A 16,278-nucleotide genomic window follows, 5' to 3' on the forward strand; every position below is an offset into this window, starting at 1 on the left:
TATATTCTTATTAAAAGCCTTCCCATAATATCGGTATGCTTCGAATAAACAACAGTTATTTTTCAACAAACAAAAAAATTGAATCCAAATTTTTCATTTTCAGCAAATTATTGGAAAACTTAACCAATAAATTTAACTATTAAAAATAATCTTATTTACCGTATATTTTTATAAGCTATATAGCCAGTTTTGATTTTAATATTAAAACTTATAAAGTAAAAATATACAACTCCAACATTTTATTTTAAAAAAAAGAATGACCACCATTGGTAACAACGTCAAAAAAATTAGAAAATATTTAAAACTTTCTCAGTCCCAATTAGCAGAAAGAGTCAGAAAGCTAACGGGTCGATGCTCCCAACAAACCATAGCGAATATTGAAAATGGCAATATTCGTGAAAGCTCTCTTTTACCTTATGTTGCACTTGCTCTGAATGTTAAACTCGACCATCTAAACCCAAATATCGGCAAAGGGAAATTAAAAAGTCAGATTAAACTTACCCCAAAAATAACTCAATTTTTCAATTCAAATTTTAAAGTTAACGCAAAAAAAGATAACTCTGATTTTAGTGATCATTCTTTTGATAACTTTAAACTGGATGAAGAAATACCTGTTTTCGGTACAATGAACTTGATCCATGATGATTTTATTCTGACGGATACGCCCATTGAATATGTTAAACGTCCCCATGTTGTAACATTTGAAAAAGATGCTTTCGGTATTTCAATCGCAAACCGTAATATTGAACCTATCTTTAAAATTGGTGACATTATAATTTTACATCCCCGTAAAATTGCCAAGAAAGGAAATATCTGTCTTTTTTTAAAGGTGGATAATAATCTCCACATCTATACAATGGGAGAACTAATAGAAGATCACCAGAATTTCTGGTTAATAAAATATTACAATCCTGAAAAGGAAAGAAAAATCTGTAAAAAAACATGGCAGAATTATTTTACCGTCGTTGCAAGATTTCTTTGATTCATTGAAAACAGAGAATCAATTCAGGTCTTAACATCTATGGTGGAGCCAAGGGGAATCGAACCCCTGACCTTCTCATTGCGAACGAGATGCTCTCCCAACTGAGCTATAACCCCCTAAAGTAAAATCTAATTCATTGATACTATTCCTAGAAAAACTGTCAAGAAAGAATTATATAATTCATACCATAATTTACCATCAGAATCCGTTATCAAGGAATTAGATATGTTTGAACTATATCAATTACTTCAAACCTTATTAAGCCTTTATTCTTTCATCCTGCTTGCCTATTGTATTTTCAGTTTTTTATTTGCACTTAACATCATTAATCCTAACGCACGGGCCGTTTATGTAATCGGCACTTTCCTAAGCAGGCTTTGCGAACCGATTTTACGACCCATTCAAAGAATTTTACCGGATCTTGGTGGTATAGATATCAGTCCTATCATTGTGTTTTTAATTATTGATTATCTTATTCGTCCATTATTGTTTCGTATTTTTTTTAACTTATCAATTTTTACCCATTAAATTGAAAAATGCCATTATTCAAAATTAAACAATACCCAATAATGAATCATTATCTTTGCTTTTCAAAAACAGCATTTCGTATCAATCTCTTTTAATTACCATGAATGAACTTTATACAGACCCAAATTCAATTTTTTTCCAGTCGAATAATTTAATCCTTTGATTTCTCCCAATAAATCGACGGAAATATTATCTTTATCCAAATACTCTTTAAACACTTTCTGATCTTTCCGATCAACCAAAGCCATTCCACACACCTTATTCTTTTCAAGAAATGCAGCTGTTTTCATCACGTTGATCAGCTGTGTCTCTTTCCCAACTAAAAAAACCAGACTTGGTTCTGAATAAGAGGCCGAGGCCAAAACCGTTTTCTGACAGGGTTTAAAAAAATGAACAGTTCGTGCGATTTTATAACTTAGCCATTCTGGTTGTAAAGAAGGAATCAAGATTACGAATAGTTGAATATAAACAATTAGAGCAGCCAATATGGAAAAAAGAGAAGCCCTTTGAACATTTTGTTTGCAGAAACAGTAAATAACATACCCAATCAGACATAATACAGTGACTGCCCCGATCATTGCGGCATAATACCATTCTCCCGTCATGAAATGTGCCCAGATAACACTTCCAACAGCCAGAATGACTCCAACCAAACACCATAAAATCATATAAAAATAAAACAGCCCCTTTCCCAAGAAAGAAATTGGACCATGCCACCTTTCAGAAATTTTCCATAATGCAGCAGATGTAAGAATTGCAATCGCAGGATATGTAGGCAATACATAATGGGGAAGTTTGGTTGCAATAACCTCAAAGACCATCCAATGGGGAATAATCCAACATAACAAAAATTTTACTGATTCAGTTTTTCTTTCCATCCATATAAAAGGTAACGACCATGCCGTAAACAGGGAACCCGGCCAAAATGCAATTAGAAAAACCAGAAGATAATACCCTGGTGGTAATCCATGCGCCTGTTGTCCTGACGCAACCTTCCCTAAAAAATTCGTACCAACTGCATTTGTGAAAAACTGTCCATGACTTATCAAGGCAATGGCAATACACCAGGGTAGGGCAATCATTACAGAAATTAACCAGCCATAGCCGGGCCTTAATTGTTTCCACCATGATTTATCCTTTTGAACCCAGGCTAGAGTCAAGGGAGTCAATAAGGTTGGGATGAGAATAACTGGCCCCTTCAACATCAATCCACACCCAATTGCGCCCCAATAGATTGCGGCAATGTGAAAAGGTGATTTTTCCACAGATGAACGGGATAACCACGCTTTTGCAACACTCGTTTGGGCAAGCAAAATGAAAAACAGTAAAGTCGTATCTATTGTGGCCATACGACCTTCCGCAGTAAGTATTACCGAAACTGCCAGAAAAATACCCGCCAATAAACCAATACATGAATCAAATAATAGACTGCCTATCCATACAGTCAGTAAAACAGATCCAACCGCAGCAAAGAGGGAAGGAATGCGATATGGCCAAACCTCTTTATGACTGATGGAATATGCCGCCTTTACAGAAAACGCTTCCAACCAGTAAATTCCGGCAGGTTGCAGATAACGAGGCTTGTCCTGAAACCGAACATCAACATAATTACCGCTCTCCAGCATTTGAGATGTTGCCTGCATATACCGGGCCTCATCCCTATCCAGTGGTGGAAGGCTTGCTCTACCAGGTAAAAACAACACAAAAACAAACAAGGCAAGCCACAAATAATGACTTGCCTTCAAACGAAAAGACGGTTCCGAGAGATGAGAAATACTCATGCTTATCCCTTTTTATCTTGATCTGTTTCGGTCTTAAGACTTTCTAATATTACCAGGCAAATGAATACGATTTAATAACCACATTACCCCCAGTAAATCCCTTATTCCCACAAGGGCACGATTTAAATTGGTATATTTAGAAAATCCATTCAATCTTTGCCTATGATGGACAGGATAACATAATAGAGGAACGCCATAATGGGCAAATAAAGCCGGTAAAAAACGATGTAACCCTTCAAACTGCGGTAAGGAAAGAAAATCGTTTTTCATAAACAATTTCATTGGCGCACCCGTATCTGGACAGCCATCATTCAACAAACGGCGTCTTAACCCATTTGCAAACCGCGTTGCAAACCGACGGGAAAAATTATCATGTCTCTTTAATCTTACCCCTACAACTAACGGGGGTTTTCCTTGATATCGCCGCATTACATTCCACATTGCAACAATATCAATGGGATCATCCTGACCATCCCCATCCAGAGTTGCAATCCATTCCCCCTTTGCAACTTTGATTGCAGTCAATAATGCAGCTGATTTACCGCAACATTTGGGATGAGATAAAATAACAAGCCCGGGAAGAATCGTTTTTTTTATTTCGATTAACTGATCCAGCGTATGATCAGTACTTCCATCATTAACAAAAATAACTTCACTATCAGGCAACTTAGGCAAAACAGAAGCAATTTCCTGACAGACAGGTAAAATATTATCCGCCTCGTTTAAAACAGCAACTACAATTGAAAGTTTATAATTCATGTGCATGAACGAGACGAATAAAATTAGGCATTATATTGATCTTTGGCCAACATCTTGGGAACTTCAGCAATTGCATGATCAATTAAGGACTTATCTTTTTCCTCAGTCATAACAGATGCAATTACTTCTCTTGCAGCTTTTACAGCAATTTCAGCGGCCTCTTTACGAACAACTGAAATGGCTTCTTGTTCAGAAGCGGCCATTCTTTGGCGAATAAGCTGTTCATGACGTTCAGCCGCAAATTCTGCATCCTTTTTTGCTTTGGCAGCAATACGGGCTGCAATTTCTTTGGAATTTTGCAACATTCTCTCTGCCTCTTCTTTGGCAGCCTCATGCTCTTTTCTGGCATTCGTATATATTTCTTCAGCTTCCCGACGCAAACGGCTGGCCTCTTCCAGTGCCGCCTGTATCTGTGCAGACCGTTTATCCATCATTGCAGCCAAGGGACGCCAAATCTTTTTACCAAACAGGACAAAGAATAAAATAAATGCAATAGCAGCCCAAAAACGTGGTTCTTGTAAAAAAAGCATCATACTCTCTCTGCTTGTTTAATGTGAAGACGAAGGGACAAATTGTCTGATCTTTTGATCAATAACGCCGCTATCTATCTCTTCATTCAGCATTTTCTTCACCAAAAGATACGCAACCTCTTTTGACATTTGATCAACCTGGGTCAGGGCTTTATTTCGAGCTTCAATGATGCGTTTTTCAGTATTCTTCATTTCCTGATCAAGCTTACCTTGCAATTCCTGCATTTTTTTTGCAGAATCTGCTTTGGTTTCCTGTAAAATAGCATCAACATGTCTTTGCGCTTCCAAGGCGGCATCATGACGTGTTTTATTTAATGCAGCGACAGCTTTATCAGCCTGTGCCTTAGCCTGACGTGCGGAATTCAAGTCTTGATCAATTTTTGAACGACGATGGGAAATGACATTTTCAACCTGAGGAATTGAAAAATATTTCACCACCAGAAATAAACAAAAGAAAATAATCAATACCCAAAAAAATTGACCCATTACCAATGGGTTTTTAAAGTCCATCTGGGGCATGCCAGCAGCTCTGGCATTCGTAGCAAAAACAGGTGCCAGCAACAGGCTTGCACATCCACCCGCCACGAGAGACGCCGCCAGACGGGTAAAAAAGACTGAAAAGCGTCTCATATAAAAGAACCCTTTACATGAACAGAATAAGAAAGGCGATTAGGAGTGCGTAAAGGGCAACAGCTTCTGTGAGAGCAAAACCCAACATTCCCAAACCAAATACATGGGAACGGGAAGCTGGATTGCGAGCAATACTGCTTACCAGAGTTGCAAAAATATTACCAATACCAATACCAACACCGGAAAGAGCGATAACAGCGAGGCCGGCACCAATCTGTTTTGCAGCCAAAAGAAGCGAATGATCCATTTGTTTTTTCCTTGTTATTAAAAATAAAGTAAACGAAACCCAAAGTTAATGATGAACGGCTTCTTGTAAATACATACAGGTAAGGATTGTAAATACATAAGCTTGCAATGCACCAACCAATAGTTCAAGGGCAAATAAGGCTATATTGAGTAAAATAGGAAATATACCTAAAAAACCGCCAACAGCCAATCCCAATCCAGCAGCCAACATAATCGTGAAAGCAGCAAACATTTCCAACATGACGTGACCAGCAACCATATTCGCAAACAAACGAATAGACAGGCTGACAGGTCTCGACAAATAGGACAGGATTTCAATGGGCACCAATAACGGGGCCATTAAAATTGGCGCTCCAGCAGGCATGAAATGGGCAAAAAATTTCAGTCCCTGATTTTTGAGGGAAACAATGATTGCCAAGACAAATACCATCAAGGCCAAGCTTACCGTTACAACGATATGACTGGTAAAAGCGAAAGAAAAAGGCAAAAGCCCAAGATAATTCCCCGTCAGGATGAAGAAAAACAATGCGAATATAAATGGGAAAAACCCTTTGCCCTTTTCACCCATGGTTCCCACAGCCATACTATATACAAATTCATATAGTATCTCTGTTGCCGCCTGATAACGACCGGGAACCACTGCCTTACGACGCATGCCAAAATAAATAGCGACCGGGACAATTACTGCTGCAATCACCATCATTAATTCTGACTGGCTGAAACGGATTGTTTCACCCAAGGTTCCAAAAACTGGATGCAACTCAAATTGACCGAGCGCGTCTATATTATGACCGGCCACTAATTTTCTCCCAATATAAACCGAATCTTACCAAAAATAGCATTTATTTTAACCTTATATCATTAGGTTTAACAAGATGCCAGATATTAAAAATGCCCGCAATCATTCCTAAAACTGAAAATATAAGAATAAAAACTGGTTTTGTTGATAACCAATAATCCAATCCATATCCTATTACAAGACCGACAATAAAGGCAGATACTACTTCTACACCAGCACGACAGGCAAAAAACCAAGGATTAGCACCATATTCTGTTTTTTTTTCTCGTTTTTTTGAAGAGCGTGGATTTAATCGATCTTCAAAACTATTCAATTTCTGATCAAAGGCATCAAACTGATTCTTTTCCTGATTCATTGTTATAGCTTCAAACCTCCAAACTGAGATCAATAACTGATCCAAACACTTCTTCAAAAATCAATTTCAAAGAAAATTACTGCGGAATATAATCATACGATGGACTTCCTGCAGGGGCACCAGCTGGTGGAACATTAAATTGCGACAATTCTACCATGGTATTTTCCGTCTTACCGATTATCCTTGCCTGTAACGCTTTACCCAGAGAATTGACATTTCCCATCCCGCTAACATAAATTTTCTGACCTACACTCAAAATAAAATCAAGTTTTTTAATATCGGAAGAGCGAATATAAATAACTGTTCCATCCTTTAAAACAACACCCATTTTATCACCTTGCAAATTATACAAAACTTGCTTGATTGTACCATTTACAGACAAATCTGGTCCAGTAATAGGTACAGGTGAAAAGTTTGCCTCGGGACTATCCTCCTCAATCTGTTCTCCACGTTGATTGATAATCTCAAAAGCCTGGACAAAAGGTAATGAATAAGCTTTCAACCCACGAATCACCACGTCCTGACCCGGATGAACAAAGGATTTCACAATTTCCCCAAACATTGTGGAAAACATGATTTGCGTTCCATCCGTCAATAACAATCCACCCAAATTGCCATAAGGGGTAGGAAGATATTGTGCAACATTTCCCTTAACAACAGGCAATACTGAAAAATCCAGAACAGTTTTTGCAACCCGATTATTTTTCTGAACCGGATCAACCTTCCGCATATGATGTATATTTCCATTTTCTGGCCTGGCCTGGCTTTCTGACAGATTGGCATTAACAAAGACAGAACTTACCAAAAAACAGCCGGCTAATTTCCATTGATTGTTTTTCATAAACGACCACAAACCTAAATAAATCTAATAAATTTAATACGAATATACACATATTTATGGTTTTCTGTAATTATATACTGTTTACTTCAAAATGAGAAACAATCAATTTTTTTATAATGATATCCTTTTTTAGACCGAGACACATGTGCATACCTCTTCTGTAACCATCCATCCTTTCAGGGAGAAAAATAGAGCTTTCTCCGTTGTCCTTTTCATCGAATTATGGGAGCGCTTTGGCTATTACGGTATGCAAAGCATTTTAGTGCTGTTCCTCATTAACAGAATGCATTTCAATGATCAGAATGCCAATCTTCTAATCGGTGCATTTTCAGCGATGACTTATGCCGCACCAGTACTTGGGGGATGGATTGGCGATAAAATCATTGGAAACAGAAGAGCGATGCTTTATGGCAGCATAATTCTTGCAATGGGCTATCTTTTATTGGCAGAGGCAACCCATGATACAGCCATTCTATATCTTACCATGGCTGTCATCAGTACAGGAAACGGTCTTTTTAAACCCAATGCGGCAACGCTGGTTCGACGCATTTATGATCAAAACGATGATCAACTGGACATTGCCTTTACCCTTTATTATATGGCAGTCAATGTTGGCTCGACCGTTTCCATGCTTCTCTGTCCAATTCTTAAAGACTATTATGGATGGTCCGCTGCCTTTATCACTTGTTTCATAGGACTTGTCCTTGGCATTCTCAATTATTTTGCCACACATAAAAGATTAAATCCCTATTTGCCCAAAAAAGATCAGGATCCATTATCCTGGCCGGTTCAAGGTCTGATTTTTCTAGGGATTGTCACCTTTATTTCCGGAATGACCTTTCTGATTCAATCGGCAACCTTGATTGCTGCATGTATGTGGGCTGCGGCTATACTGATCTTTCTTTTATGGATTATCATGTATTACAGGATTGATTCATCAAATCGTTATGGTCTAAAAATAATGTATATCCTAACTCTGGAAGGAATGCTTTACTTTATTTTCTATCAACAAATGTCAACATCTTTGACCTTGTTCGCGCAACGGAATATAAATCCCGCTTTTTATATCGGATCATATCATCTTTTCAATTGGTCTTCGGGACAGTTTCAGGCGCTCAATCCCATTGCGATTATCCTTCTCAGCCCCATTCTGGCAAAACTATATGACTATATAAACAGGCAATCATATGATATTTCCATTGCCACAAAATTCATTACCGGTTTCAGTTTTGTCGCCTTCGCCTTTGGTATTTGGTGGTTTGCCTGTTTTAGAAGCACAACTCCACAATTATCCTCCTGGGTTATGATATATGGTTATTTTTTCCTTTCTCTGGGAGAACTTTTAACCAGTGGTCTCGGTTTGGCAGTCATTGCCCGCTATGTCCCGGCATCCATGAATGGGTTTATGACCGGATCTTATTTCATGGCTTCAGGTATCTCCCTTTACATAGGCAGTAAAATCGCAAATCTTGCAGCCTCAAAAAATATCAATACAGCAACTGATCATCTTACACTTCAATTATATCAAAATTTATTTTTAAATCTTTTTATCGCTGCCATTATTGTCTTGATTTTGCTGGTTGTTTTATATCCCCTTATTCAAAAATGGGATCGTAATTTTAAAACCAATCAAATATGAAATGAGATTTCATTGATACGAAACCATGTTTATTTTAATATTACGCAAGACATAAAAAGCGCATAAAACCGCAAAAAATCCAAAAGGCATAACCCCAATTGCCTGACCAACCAATATTCCTTTCGGGCCATAGGTTGCACCAAACCAGACAAAGGGAATTGTCCCCAACGTGGCTCTACCCCAATTAAACAGGGTCGACAATAAGGGATATCCCAAATTGTTAAAAGCCGTATTGGAAACAAATAACATCCCCAAAAATAAATTGCTTAAAATAACCCAGTGACAAAATAACCGCATCAGTTCAATACCTGCCGCCTTTAACGCAAACATTTTGACGATCCATTCCTCTCCGACAAAAAAAAGGATCCATGCACATAAAACACATAAACATACCAATTTTAGCGAGACCATCAAAGTTTCACACATCCGATCCCTAAACCCGGCACCGAAGTTTTGCGAAATAATCGGCCCCACCGAACCTGTCAAAGCAAATACAAACGCAAATGCTACAGGAACGATACGATCAATCGCGGTTTGTCCCGCAATTGCATCGCTTCCAAAAGATGCCATTGTTTTGATAACAAAAGTGTTTCCTGCTGGTGTCGCTAGATTGGTTAAAATCGCAGGAAATGCAATTACAAAAACAGGATAAGAATCAGAAAAGATCTTTTTCCAAACTGGCTTATGAATTAATTGATACTTCCTCAAACTATAAAAACCAAAAACGGCAACAGCCGCTCGTGAAAAAACGGTACTTACTGCCGCTCCTTCCAATCCCCAACCAAAATATAAAATGAACAAAGGATCCAAAACCGCCGTAACCAGGGCTCCTGCAATTGTGATATACATGGATCCTTTTGCATCACCCACCGCCCTTAACAATCCAGACAATGCCATTCCCAACCCTATAAAACATAAAAAAGGGGAAGTAATAGCTATAAACTGACCGGCTTGTTCAAGCACTAAATCCTGTGCCCCTAACAAAGATAAAATTGGATATCGGAAAACCATGATCGCAATACCAATTACAATCATAATTACCGTCATCAATAATAAAAACGAATTTATAATCTGACCTGCCAAATCATGTTTTTTGGCCCCAATCAGCCGTGCAGTCACGACCGTGATTCCAATAGACATACCAATACAGATCGCCACCTGCAAAAAGTTAATTACATTGGCAAAACCAATAGCTGCCGTGTAACGTGTATCCCCCAATCTGGAAATATAAAAAAGATTCAGAAAATCAACCAGAAAAACAGCCATTAACCCAATTGTTCCGGTTCCGGCCATAACGATCACATGCCGCATAATAGACCCTTCACAAAAACGGGGTTTATGTATTGATGGATCTTTGGCAGAAATTATCATAATAAATCACGGTCTTAATTTTAAAGAAATAATAGAAACTTTTACACACAGATCATTGATTCATAAATCTTTTATTTATGACGATCCTGTTCCTGAAGATAAGGCAAATAGATTTTTTCCAAAAAAGAAACAGGAAACAAATCAAGGATTCTTGCGATAATGGCAAGCCAAACTGGAAAAATAACACGCCTTTTTCGCCCTTCTATCCCTTCCAATATCAATTGTGCCGCCTTATCCGCCGATATTTTCCCTGGCATATAAAATTTGTTTTTTTGTGTCATCGGTGTTTCAACAAAACCACAACAAACACTCGTTAACTGAATTCTGCATTTTTTCCACCAACCCATACCACTCGCCACCATAAACCGATCCACAGCCGCTTTTGACGCACAATAAGATGGAGCCCAGGCCGAAGTGAAAAAGCTTGCAATTGAGGCAATAGCAGCTATTCTTCCTCGTATATGTTCTGAATTGCATTCCTGTCTTTGCATCACCTCAATTGCGGGAAGAACTGTATTGAGGACACCATTCATATTGGTCTGCATGATTTTATAGCACTGTGCAATTGGTTCTGGAATAACATGCGCATGGGTCTCAACATGGGGAACGAAAGAAATTCCTGCACAAGCCAATACAAGATCAAGCTGTCCAGCAGATTTAATCCATTCATCCATTTCCTGATGATTGCAGACATCAATAATTTTCGTATGAACATTGGCACCCAGTTGACAACATTTTTCAGCCAATCCTGCCAAAGCATCCGAACGCCGGCCTGATAAATGCAATGTGACCCTCGGTTTGGCAAGCCGAATAGCCAAGGCATACCCAATACCTGATGATGCCCCCGTGATTAGAACTGATCGTAATTTCATATACATATATTGTTTACTTTTCTGTTATAAGCTTGAATAATTACTGCTTATCAAGGAATATCAAGGTATGTCTGAATCTAAAGCCAAATCAATATCAACTCCAAGAAAAAGAGGAATCTGTTTTGTTCTTTCCGCTCCTTCTGGTGCTGGAAAATCAACAATTGCCAATGCTCTCCGGGCGACTCAACCCAATTTGTTTCCTTCGATCTCAGTAACAACCCGTGACCCTCGACCCGGTGAGGAACACGGTGTTCATTATCATTTTATCAGTCAAGAAGAATTTGAAAAACAAGCAGAAAATGATGAGTTACTGGAATGGGCAACCGTCTTTGGTCGAGGTTATGGCACACCCAGGGCTCCGGTTGAAAAACTATTGTCGGAAGGCAAAGACCTTATCTTTGACATAGATTGGCAAGGACATCAACAGATTCGTAAGGCTTTACCCCATGATGTTGTAGGTATCTTTATCTTGCCCCCCTCACTTAATGAACTAAAAAATCGCCTTCAACTGAGAGGGTCAGACCATATTGACGAAATTAACAATAGAATGAACAAGGCAATGGATGAAATATCCCATTGGAATGAATTCGATTATGTTATTATTAATCATCAATTAAACAAGGCTATTGAAGAAATTGAATCTATTTTAGCCAGCGAACGATTAAAAACAGACAGACAATTATTTTTAGACCCTTTCATTCAAAATTTTCAACATGAGCGATAATACTAAAATGGATTTTTCAGCCTTAACCATCCTGTGCATAGGCGATATTATGCTGGACCGCTTTATTTACGGAAATGTCCAGCGTATTTCACCCGAGGCACCAGTACCTGTTCTTCATTTAAACAGCCAAAAAGAAATGCTGGGCGGTGTTGGAAATGTTGCCAATAATATTTTATCCCTAAATGGTAAGGCTGTTCTGGTTGGATTAGTCGGAAATGATGAATATGCATTGAAAATAAAAAAAATAATGCGTTCGAAATATATTCCCGAAGATTCCATTATTTCCTCTCCCTATCGCCCAACTATCTGTAAATCGCGCTTTATCGCTGCAAATCAACAAATCATTCGTGCAGATGAAGAAAGTCTTATTCCCCTTCATTCCGAAGAAATCACCCTATTGATTGAAAATATTGAAAAAAATATTCCATCTGTGCAGGCTGTTATCATATCTGATTACGGAAAGGGGGTCTGTCACCCTGAGATCATTCAGTTTATCACACAAAGGGCCAAGCATTACAGCCTGCCTGTATTTGTTGATCCTAAATCCAGGGATTTTTCCCTTTATAGACATGCAACCTGTATAACACCCAATATTGCTGAAGCAAGCCAGGCCGTGCAGATGTCCCTGAAAACTGATACCGATTTTGAAAAGGCAGGACAGGAACTCTTAGATATCACCCAGGGACAAGCCATTCTGATCACGCGATCAGAAAAGGGAATGACATTAGTTGAAAAAAACAGAAACACCCAACATATACCCTCCCGAGCTAGGGAGGTATTTGATGTTTCTGGCGCGGGCGACACAGTTATTGCAACCTTGGCATTGGGGGTCGCCTCGGGATTATGCATAAGGGAATCAATGCATATTGCAAATGCAGCTGCTGGTGTCGTAATCGGAAAAGCGGGAACCTCCACCGCCACCATTGCAGAAGTTCAAAATGAACTGAAAGCACAATCCTCAGAAGAGACTTTTCCTCTTGTTACACCTGAACTGATTTCACTGAATGATTTGACCCTTCAAGTCAATAAATGGAAAAAACAGAGGCTTACTATTGGTTTTACCAATGGATGTTTTGACATCCTCCATACAGGTCATATATCGCTTTTGCAATCAGCACGCACACAATGTGACCGGCTTATCGTTGCACTGAATTCGGATACAAGTATTCAACGTTTAAAAGGACCCAAAAGACCTATTAATCCGTTAAAAGAACGCGCCAGACTCATTTCTGCCATACGGTATGTCGATGCCGTTGTTGCCTTTGACGACGATACCCCCCTTAATCTTATTCAACATATAAAACCTGATATTCTAATCAAAGGGGCAGATTATATTGGAAAAGAAGTTGTTGGACAGGATATCGTTGAACAATATAACGGCAAAGTTATTTTGACAGAATTGCAGAAAGGTTTTTCAACCACCAATATTATTGATAAAATAAAACATTTATAAATCAATGTTAATTTGAGTCTAAAAAGTCAAGTATTATGCCTATCTCCCAAAATATAACCCGATATTATATCCTCTTTACTTCCTGGTTATTTGATAAGGCCTTACCATATTGGGGAACAATAGGATGTGATGGAACCGCAGAAAACCCTTTTCTCTACGGAGTTCATGAACAACTAAAGCTTGATGGACAACCTGATTTTCCTGGATACAAACGAATGCGTGTTCAGGCACGTCAACTTTATACCTTTAGTCAAGCAGGACTTTTGGGATGGACAAAGGGCAACATAATTGCTGAAAGAATATATATTTTTATGCAAAATGCCCTTCAAGGTGAGGGACATTGGGCAAAATCCCTAACACGAAATGGAAAGATTCTTGATAAAGCTTCTGATTTATATGATCTAGCCTTTATCATTTTCTCTCTGGCCTGGTATGGAAAATTAAGTAATAATCCCAGACCCATTCAACAGGCCCGCCAGACCATACAATGGATCCTGCAATTTATGGCTTATCCTGAGGGTGGTTTTAAAAATATTCTCCCCTTGACTGCCGGATATCGTCAACAAAACCCGCATATGCATCTTCTGGAAGCAACGCTGGCCTTGTTCGAAGTTACCCAAAATGAACGAGATCTTCTTTTAGCCCACAAACTTATTTCTCTATTTAAAAATCATTTTTTTGATCATCAAGCTGGTGTTTTAGGTGAATATTATACTGAAGGGTGGTTTAATGCTCCTTGCATGGCTCGGGAAAGTATCGAGCCGGGACATCAATATGAATGGATTTGGCTGCTTTACGAATATCAACGCTTGACTGGAATCAGTTATAAAAAAGAAATTGACCGTCTATTTCTTTTTAACCGTTTACATGCCATTGATCCAAAAACCGGACTCGTTGCGGATAAAGTAAGAAGAGACGGGACGCTAACCCATAAATCTGCCCGATTATGGGTTCAGACAGAAGCTTTACGGGCGACAATTCATAATCAAGATGAAATGAGTTGCCGCCATCTTGTCCAAATTCTTCATAACTTATTATATCGTTATTTTACCCACTGCCCGTCAGGCACATGGCAAGATCAATTAGATGATCACTATCATTATAGAAACGATAAAATACCCACCAGTTCATTTTATCATATTATGAGTGCCTATATACAACTTCATAAAACAATCAACTTATCCACATTATCCACAGATTTCCCCACAATTAACAACCCCATTGATCAACAAAAAGTGATACAATAAAAACGTGAGTAATAAAGAATCCAGTTCTAGTAAATCATCTTTGTTGGAAATGTCACAAAGACTGCCTCCAACCAATATTCAAGCAGAACAGGCATTGCTTGGTGCTTTACTGACCAACAATAAAGCTTATGATAAAATCGCCGATTTTTTGATTGGTGAACATTTTTCAGATCCCATCAATAAAGAAATCTACAATGCTATTGTAAAGCGTATTGAAGCCGGTCAAATAGCGGATGCCGTTACTTTGAAAGCTGAATTTGAACATTCGGGAAAATTGGATCAGGTTGGCGGAGTAGCTTATCTAGGACAATTATTACAATCCATGGTGGGAATTATTAATGCCAAGGATTATGGTAAAATTATTCATGATGCCTGGATAAGAAGACAGTTAATTGATATTGGCGAGGATATTGTCAACGAAGCTTTTCAATCAAATACTGAAATAAATGGCACTGATCAGATTTCTTTGGGGGAAGAAAAGCTTTTCCAGCTTGCCACGCATAAAGGGCAAGAGGGTGGTTTCGTCACCTTTGAAAATGCATTAACAGAAGCCATTACAATTGCTGAAAAAGCTTTTACAAACAGCAGCGGAATCGCCGGACTCACCACTGGATTACGTGATTTGGACAAAAGAACTGGGGGATTGCATCCTTCTGACTTAATTATTCTGGCTGGTCGACCTGCCATGGGAAAAACTGCCCTGGCAACTAAAATCGCTTTTAATGCAGCACGTAATCTTTTACAAGAATCACAAATTCAATCGGATACAAATCATCATAAAATAGGAACTGTTGCCATTTTTTCTTTGGAAATGTCTTCTGAACAATTGGCCACCCGTTTACTTTCCGAGGAATCACGTGTTTCAAGTGAACGCATCCGTCGTGGAGAAATTGGACAAAAGGAATTTGATCGCTTTGTTCAAGTCAGCCGAGAATTATCACAGCTTCCTCTCTACATTGATGATACACCTGCAATCAGTCTATCCGTCATGCGAACACGCTGCCGGAGATTATCTCGAACAAAAGGGTTGCGATTGGTTGTCGTCGACTATTTACAACTGATGCGTCCATCCGTTGGCAGTAAACCTGAAAGTCGGGTCTTGGAAATTTCACAAATTACCCAAGGATTAAAAGCTCTGGCAAAAGAATTTAACATTCCCGTTATTGCACTTTCACAACTTTCAAGACAAGTCGAAAGCCGAGAAGATAAACGTCCGCAACTTTCAGACTTACGAGAATCTGGCTCAATTGAACAGGATGCAGATAGCGTCATGTTTGTCTATCGTGATGAATACTACTTACAGCAACGCATGCCAAAACCAACCACATTTGAAAATGAGGATAAATATCAAATTGCCTTGGAAAAATGGCAAGCAGATATGAATAAGGTTCATAATAAAGCAGAACTCATTCTTGAAAAGCAACGTCACGGCCCAACCTGTAAAATTGACCTCTTTTTTGAAGGAGAATTTACACGCTTTACCGATCTTGATGAAATTCACGATTATTAATTCAATAAAAA

The 16,278-nt window shown here is 38.6% G+C and carries 17 protein-coding genes and 1 tRNA gene; 7 read left to right on the top strand and 11 right to left on the bottom strand.

The genetic code is table 11. The features are described from left to right. Nucleotides 1-256 precede the first annotated feature (256 nt). On the top strand, nucleotides 257-982 hold the full coding sequence (locus tag GN303_RS08605; protein ID WP_110439172.1) for a helix-turn-helix transcriptional regulator: 726 nt from the start codon (nucleotides 257-259) through the stop codon (nucleotides 980-982). Between the two features lie 40 nt (nucleotides 983-1,022). Here GN303_RS08605 and GN303_RS08610 read toward each other — a convergent pair. Further along, a tRNA-Ala gene (locus GN303_RS08610) sits at nucleotides 1,023-1,098 on the bottom strand. A gap of 109 nt (nucleotides 1,099-1,207) precedes the next feature. Here GN303_RS08610 and GN303_RS08615 point away from each other — a divergent pair. After that, the gene (locus GN303_RS08615; RefSeq protein WP_110439173.1) at nucleotides 1,208-1,510 is read left to right on the top strand and encodes a YggT family protein; all 303 of its coding nucleotides are present in this window, start codon (nucleotides 1,208-1,210) and stop codon (nucleotides 1,508-1,510) included. 95 nt (nucleotides 1,511-1,605) lie between these two features. On the opposite strand, the gene GN303_RS08620 is transcribed toward GN303_RS08615, so the two are convergent. From GN303_RS08620 to GN303_RS08655, 8 genes are all read right to left on the bottom strand, one after another. After that, nucleotides 1,606-3,291 carry an ArnT family glycosyltransferase gene (locus tag GN303_RS08620; RefSeq protein WP_110439174.1) on the bottom strand — a complete coding sequence of 562 codons (1,686 nt, stop codon included), beginning with the start codon at nucleotides 3,289-3,291 and terminating at the stop codon, nucleotides 1,606-1,608. A 33-nt stretch (nucleotides 3,292-3,324) separates the two neighbouring features. Next, nucleotides 3,325-4,050, bottom strand: a complete 726-nt coding sequence (locus GN303_RS08625; RefSeq protein WP_110439323.1) for a glycosyltransferase family 2 protein — start codon at nucleotides 4,048-4,050, stop codon at nucleotides 3,325-3,327. Between the two features lie 23 nt (nucleotides 4,051-4,073). Continuing rightward, nucleotides 4,074-4,583: a F0F1 ATP synthase subunit B gene (gene atpF / locus GN303_RS08630; protein ID WP_230873476.1), complete on the bottom strand. Its 510-nt coding sequence runs from the start codon at nucleotides 4,581-4,583 to the stop codon at nucleotides 4,074-4,076. Nucleotides 4,584-4,598: 15 nt separating this feature from the next. Beyond that, nucleotides 4,599-5,210, bottom strand: coding sequence for a F0F1 ATP synthase subunit B family protein (locus tag GN303_RS08635; RefSeq protein WP_110439175.1), 612 nt, complete (start codon nucleotides 5,208-5,210; stop codon nucleotides 4,599-4,601). A 13-nt stretch (nucleotides 5,211-5,223) separates the two neighbouring features. Continuing rightward, a complete protein-coding gene (locus tag GN303_RS08640; RefSeq protein WP_110439176.1) occupies nucleotides 5,224-5,457 on the bottom strand; it encodes an ATP synthase subunit C family protein in 234 nt (77 codons plus the stop codon). Between the two features lie 45 nt (nucleotides 5,458-5,502). Beyond that, nucleotides 5,503-6,270, bottom strand: a complete 768-nt coding sequence (locus GN303_RS08645; RefSeq protein WP_110439177.1) for a F0F1 ATP synthase subunit A — start codon at nucleotides 6,268-6,270, stop codon at nucleotides 5,503-5,505. A 28-nt stretch (nucleotides 6,271-6,298) separates the two neighbouring features. Continuing rightward, entirely contained in the window at nucleotides 6,299-6,610 is a 312-nt protein-coding gene (locus GN303_RS08650) for an AtpZ/AtpI family protein (protein ID WP_110439178.1), read from the bottom strand. A gap of 76 nt (nucleotides 6,611-6,686) precedes the next feature. Next, on the bottom strand, nucleotides 6,687-7,451 hold the full coding sequence (locus GN303_RS08655; protein ID WP_110439179.1) for a hypothetical protein: 765 nt from the start codon (nucleotides 7,449-7,451) through the stop codon (nucleotides 6,687-6,689). A 145-nt stretch (nucleotides 7,452-7,596) separates the two neighbouring features. On the opposite strand from GN303_RS08655, the gene GN303_RS08660 reads away from it, so the two are divergent. Then, on the top strand, nucleotides 7,597-9,090 hold the full coding sequence (locus GN303_RS08660; protein WP_110439180.1) for a peptide MFS transporter: 1,494 nt from the start codon (nucleotides 7,597-7,599) through the stop codon (nucleotides 9,088-9,090). 9 nt (nucleotides 9,091-9,099) lie between these two features. Here the strand turns inward: GN303_RS08660 and GN303_RS08665 are convergent, their stop codons facing one another. Both GN303_RS08665 and GN303_RS08670 read right to left on the bottom strand, forming a co-directional pair. Beyond that, a complete protein-coding gene (locus GN303_RS08665) occupies nucleotides 9,100-10,461 on the bottom strand; it encodes an MATE family efflux transporter (RefSeq protein ID WP_231504029.1) in 1,362 nt (453 codons plus the stop codon). A gap of 71 nt (nucleotides 10,462-10,532) precedes the next feature. Further along, a complete protein-coding gene (locus tag GN303_RS08670; RefSeq protein WP_231504030.1) occupies nucleotides 10,533-11,333 on the bottom strand; it encodes an SDR family NAD(P)-dependent oxidoreductase in 801 nt (266 codons plus the stop codon). A gap of 67 nt (nucleotides 11,334-11,400) precedes the next feature. Between GN303_RS08670 and gmk the strand changes: the two genes are divergently transcribed. The 4 genes from gmk to GN303_RS08690 are packed head-to-tail and all read left to right on the top strand — an operon-like array spanning nucleotide 11,401 to nucleotide 16,267. Further along, entirely contained in the window at nucleotides 11,401-12,057 is a 657-nt protein-coding gene (gmk, locus tag GN303_RS08675; RefSeq protein WP_110439182.1) for a guanylate kinase, read from the top strand. 7 nt (nucleotides 12,058-12,064) lie between these two features. Beyond that, nucleotides 12,065-13,510, top strand: coding sequence for a D-glycero-beta-D-manno-heptose-7-phosphate kinase (gene rfaE1, locus GN303_RS08680; protein ID WP_110439183.1), 1,446 nt, complete (start codon nucleotides 12,065-12,067; stop codon nucleotides 13,508-13,510). A 35-nt stretch (nucleotides 13,511-13,545) separates the two neighbouring features. Then, complete coding sequence (locus GN303_RS08685) at nucleotides 13,546-14,757, top strand: AGE family epimerase/isomerase (protein ID WP_110439184.1); 1,212 nt, start codon at nucleotides 13,546-13,548, stop codon at nucleotides 14,755-14,757. A gap of 49 nt (nucleotides 14,758-14,806) precedes the next feature. Continuing rightward, nucleotides 14,807-16,267 carry a replicative DNA helicase gene (locus GN303_RS08690; protein ID WP_110439185.1) on the top strand — a complete coding sequence of 487 codons (1,461 nt, stop codon included), beginning with the start codon at nucleotides 14,807-14,809 and terminating at the stop codon, nucleotides 16,265-16,267. Nucleotides 16,268-16,278 lie beyond the last annotated feature (11 nt).

Source organism: Commensalibacter melissae (assembly GCF_009734185.1).
Taxonomy (GTDB): Bacteria; Pseudomonadota; Alphaproteobacteria; order Acetobacterales; family Acetobacteraceae; genus Commensalibacter; species Commensalibacter melissae.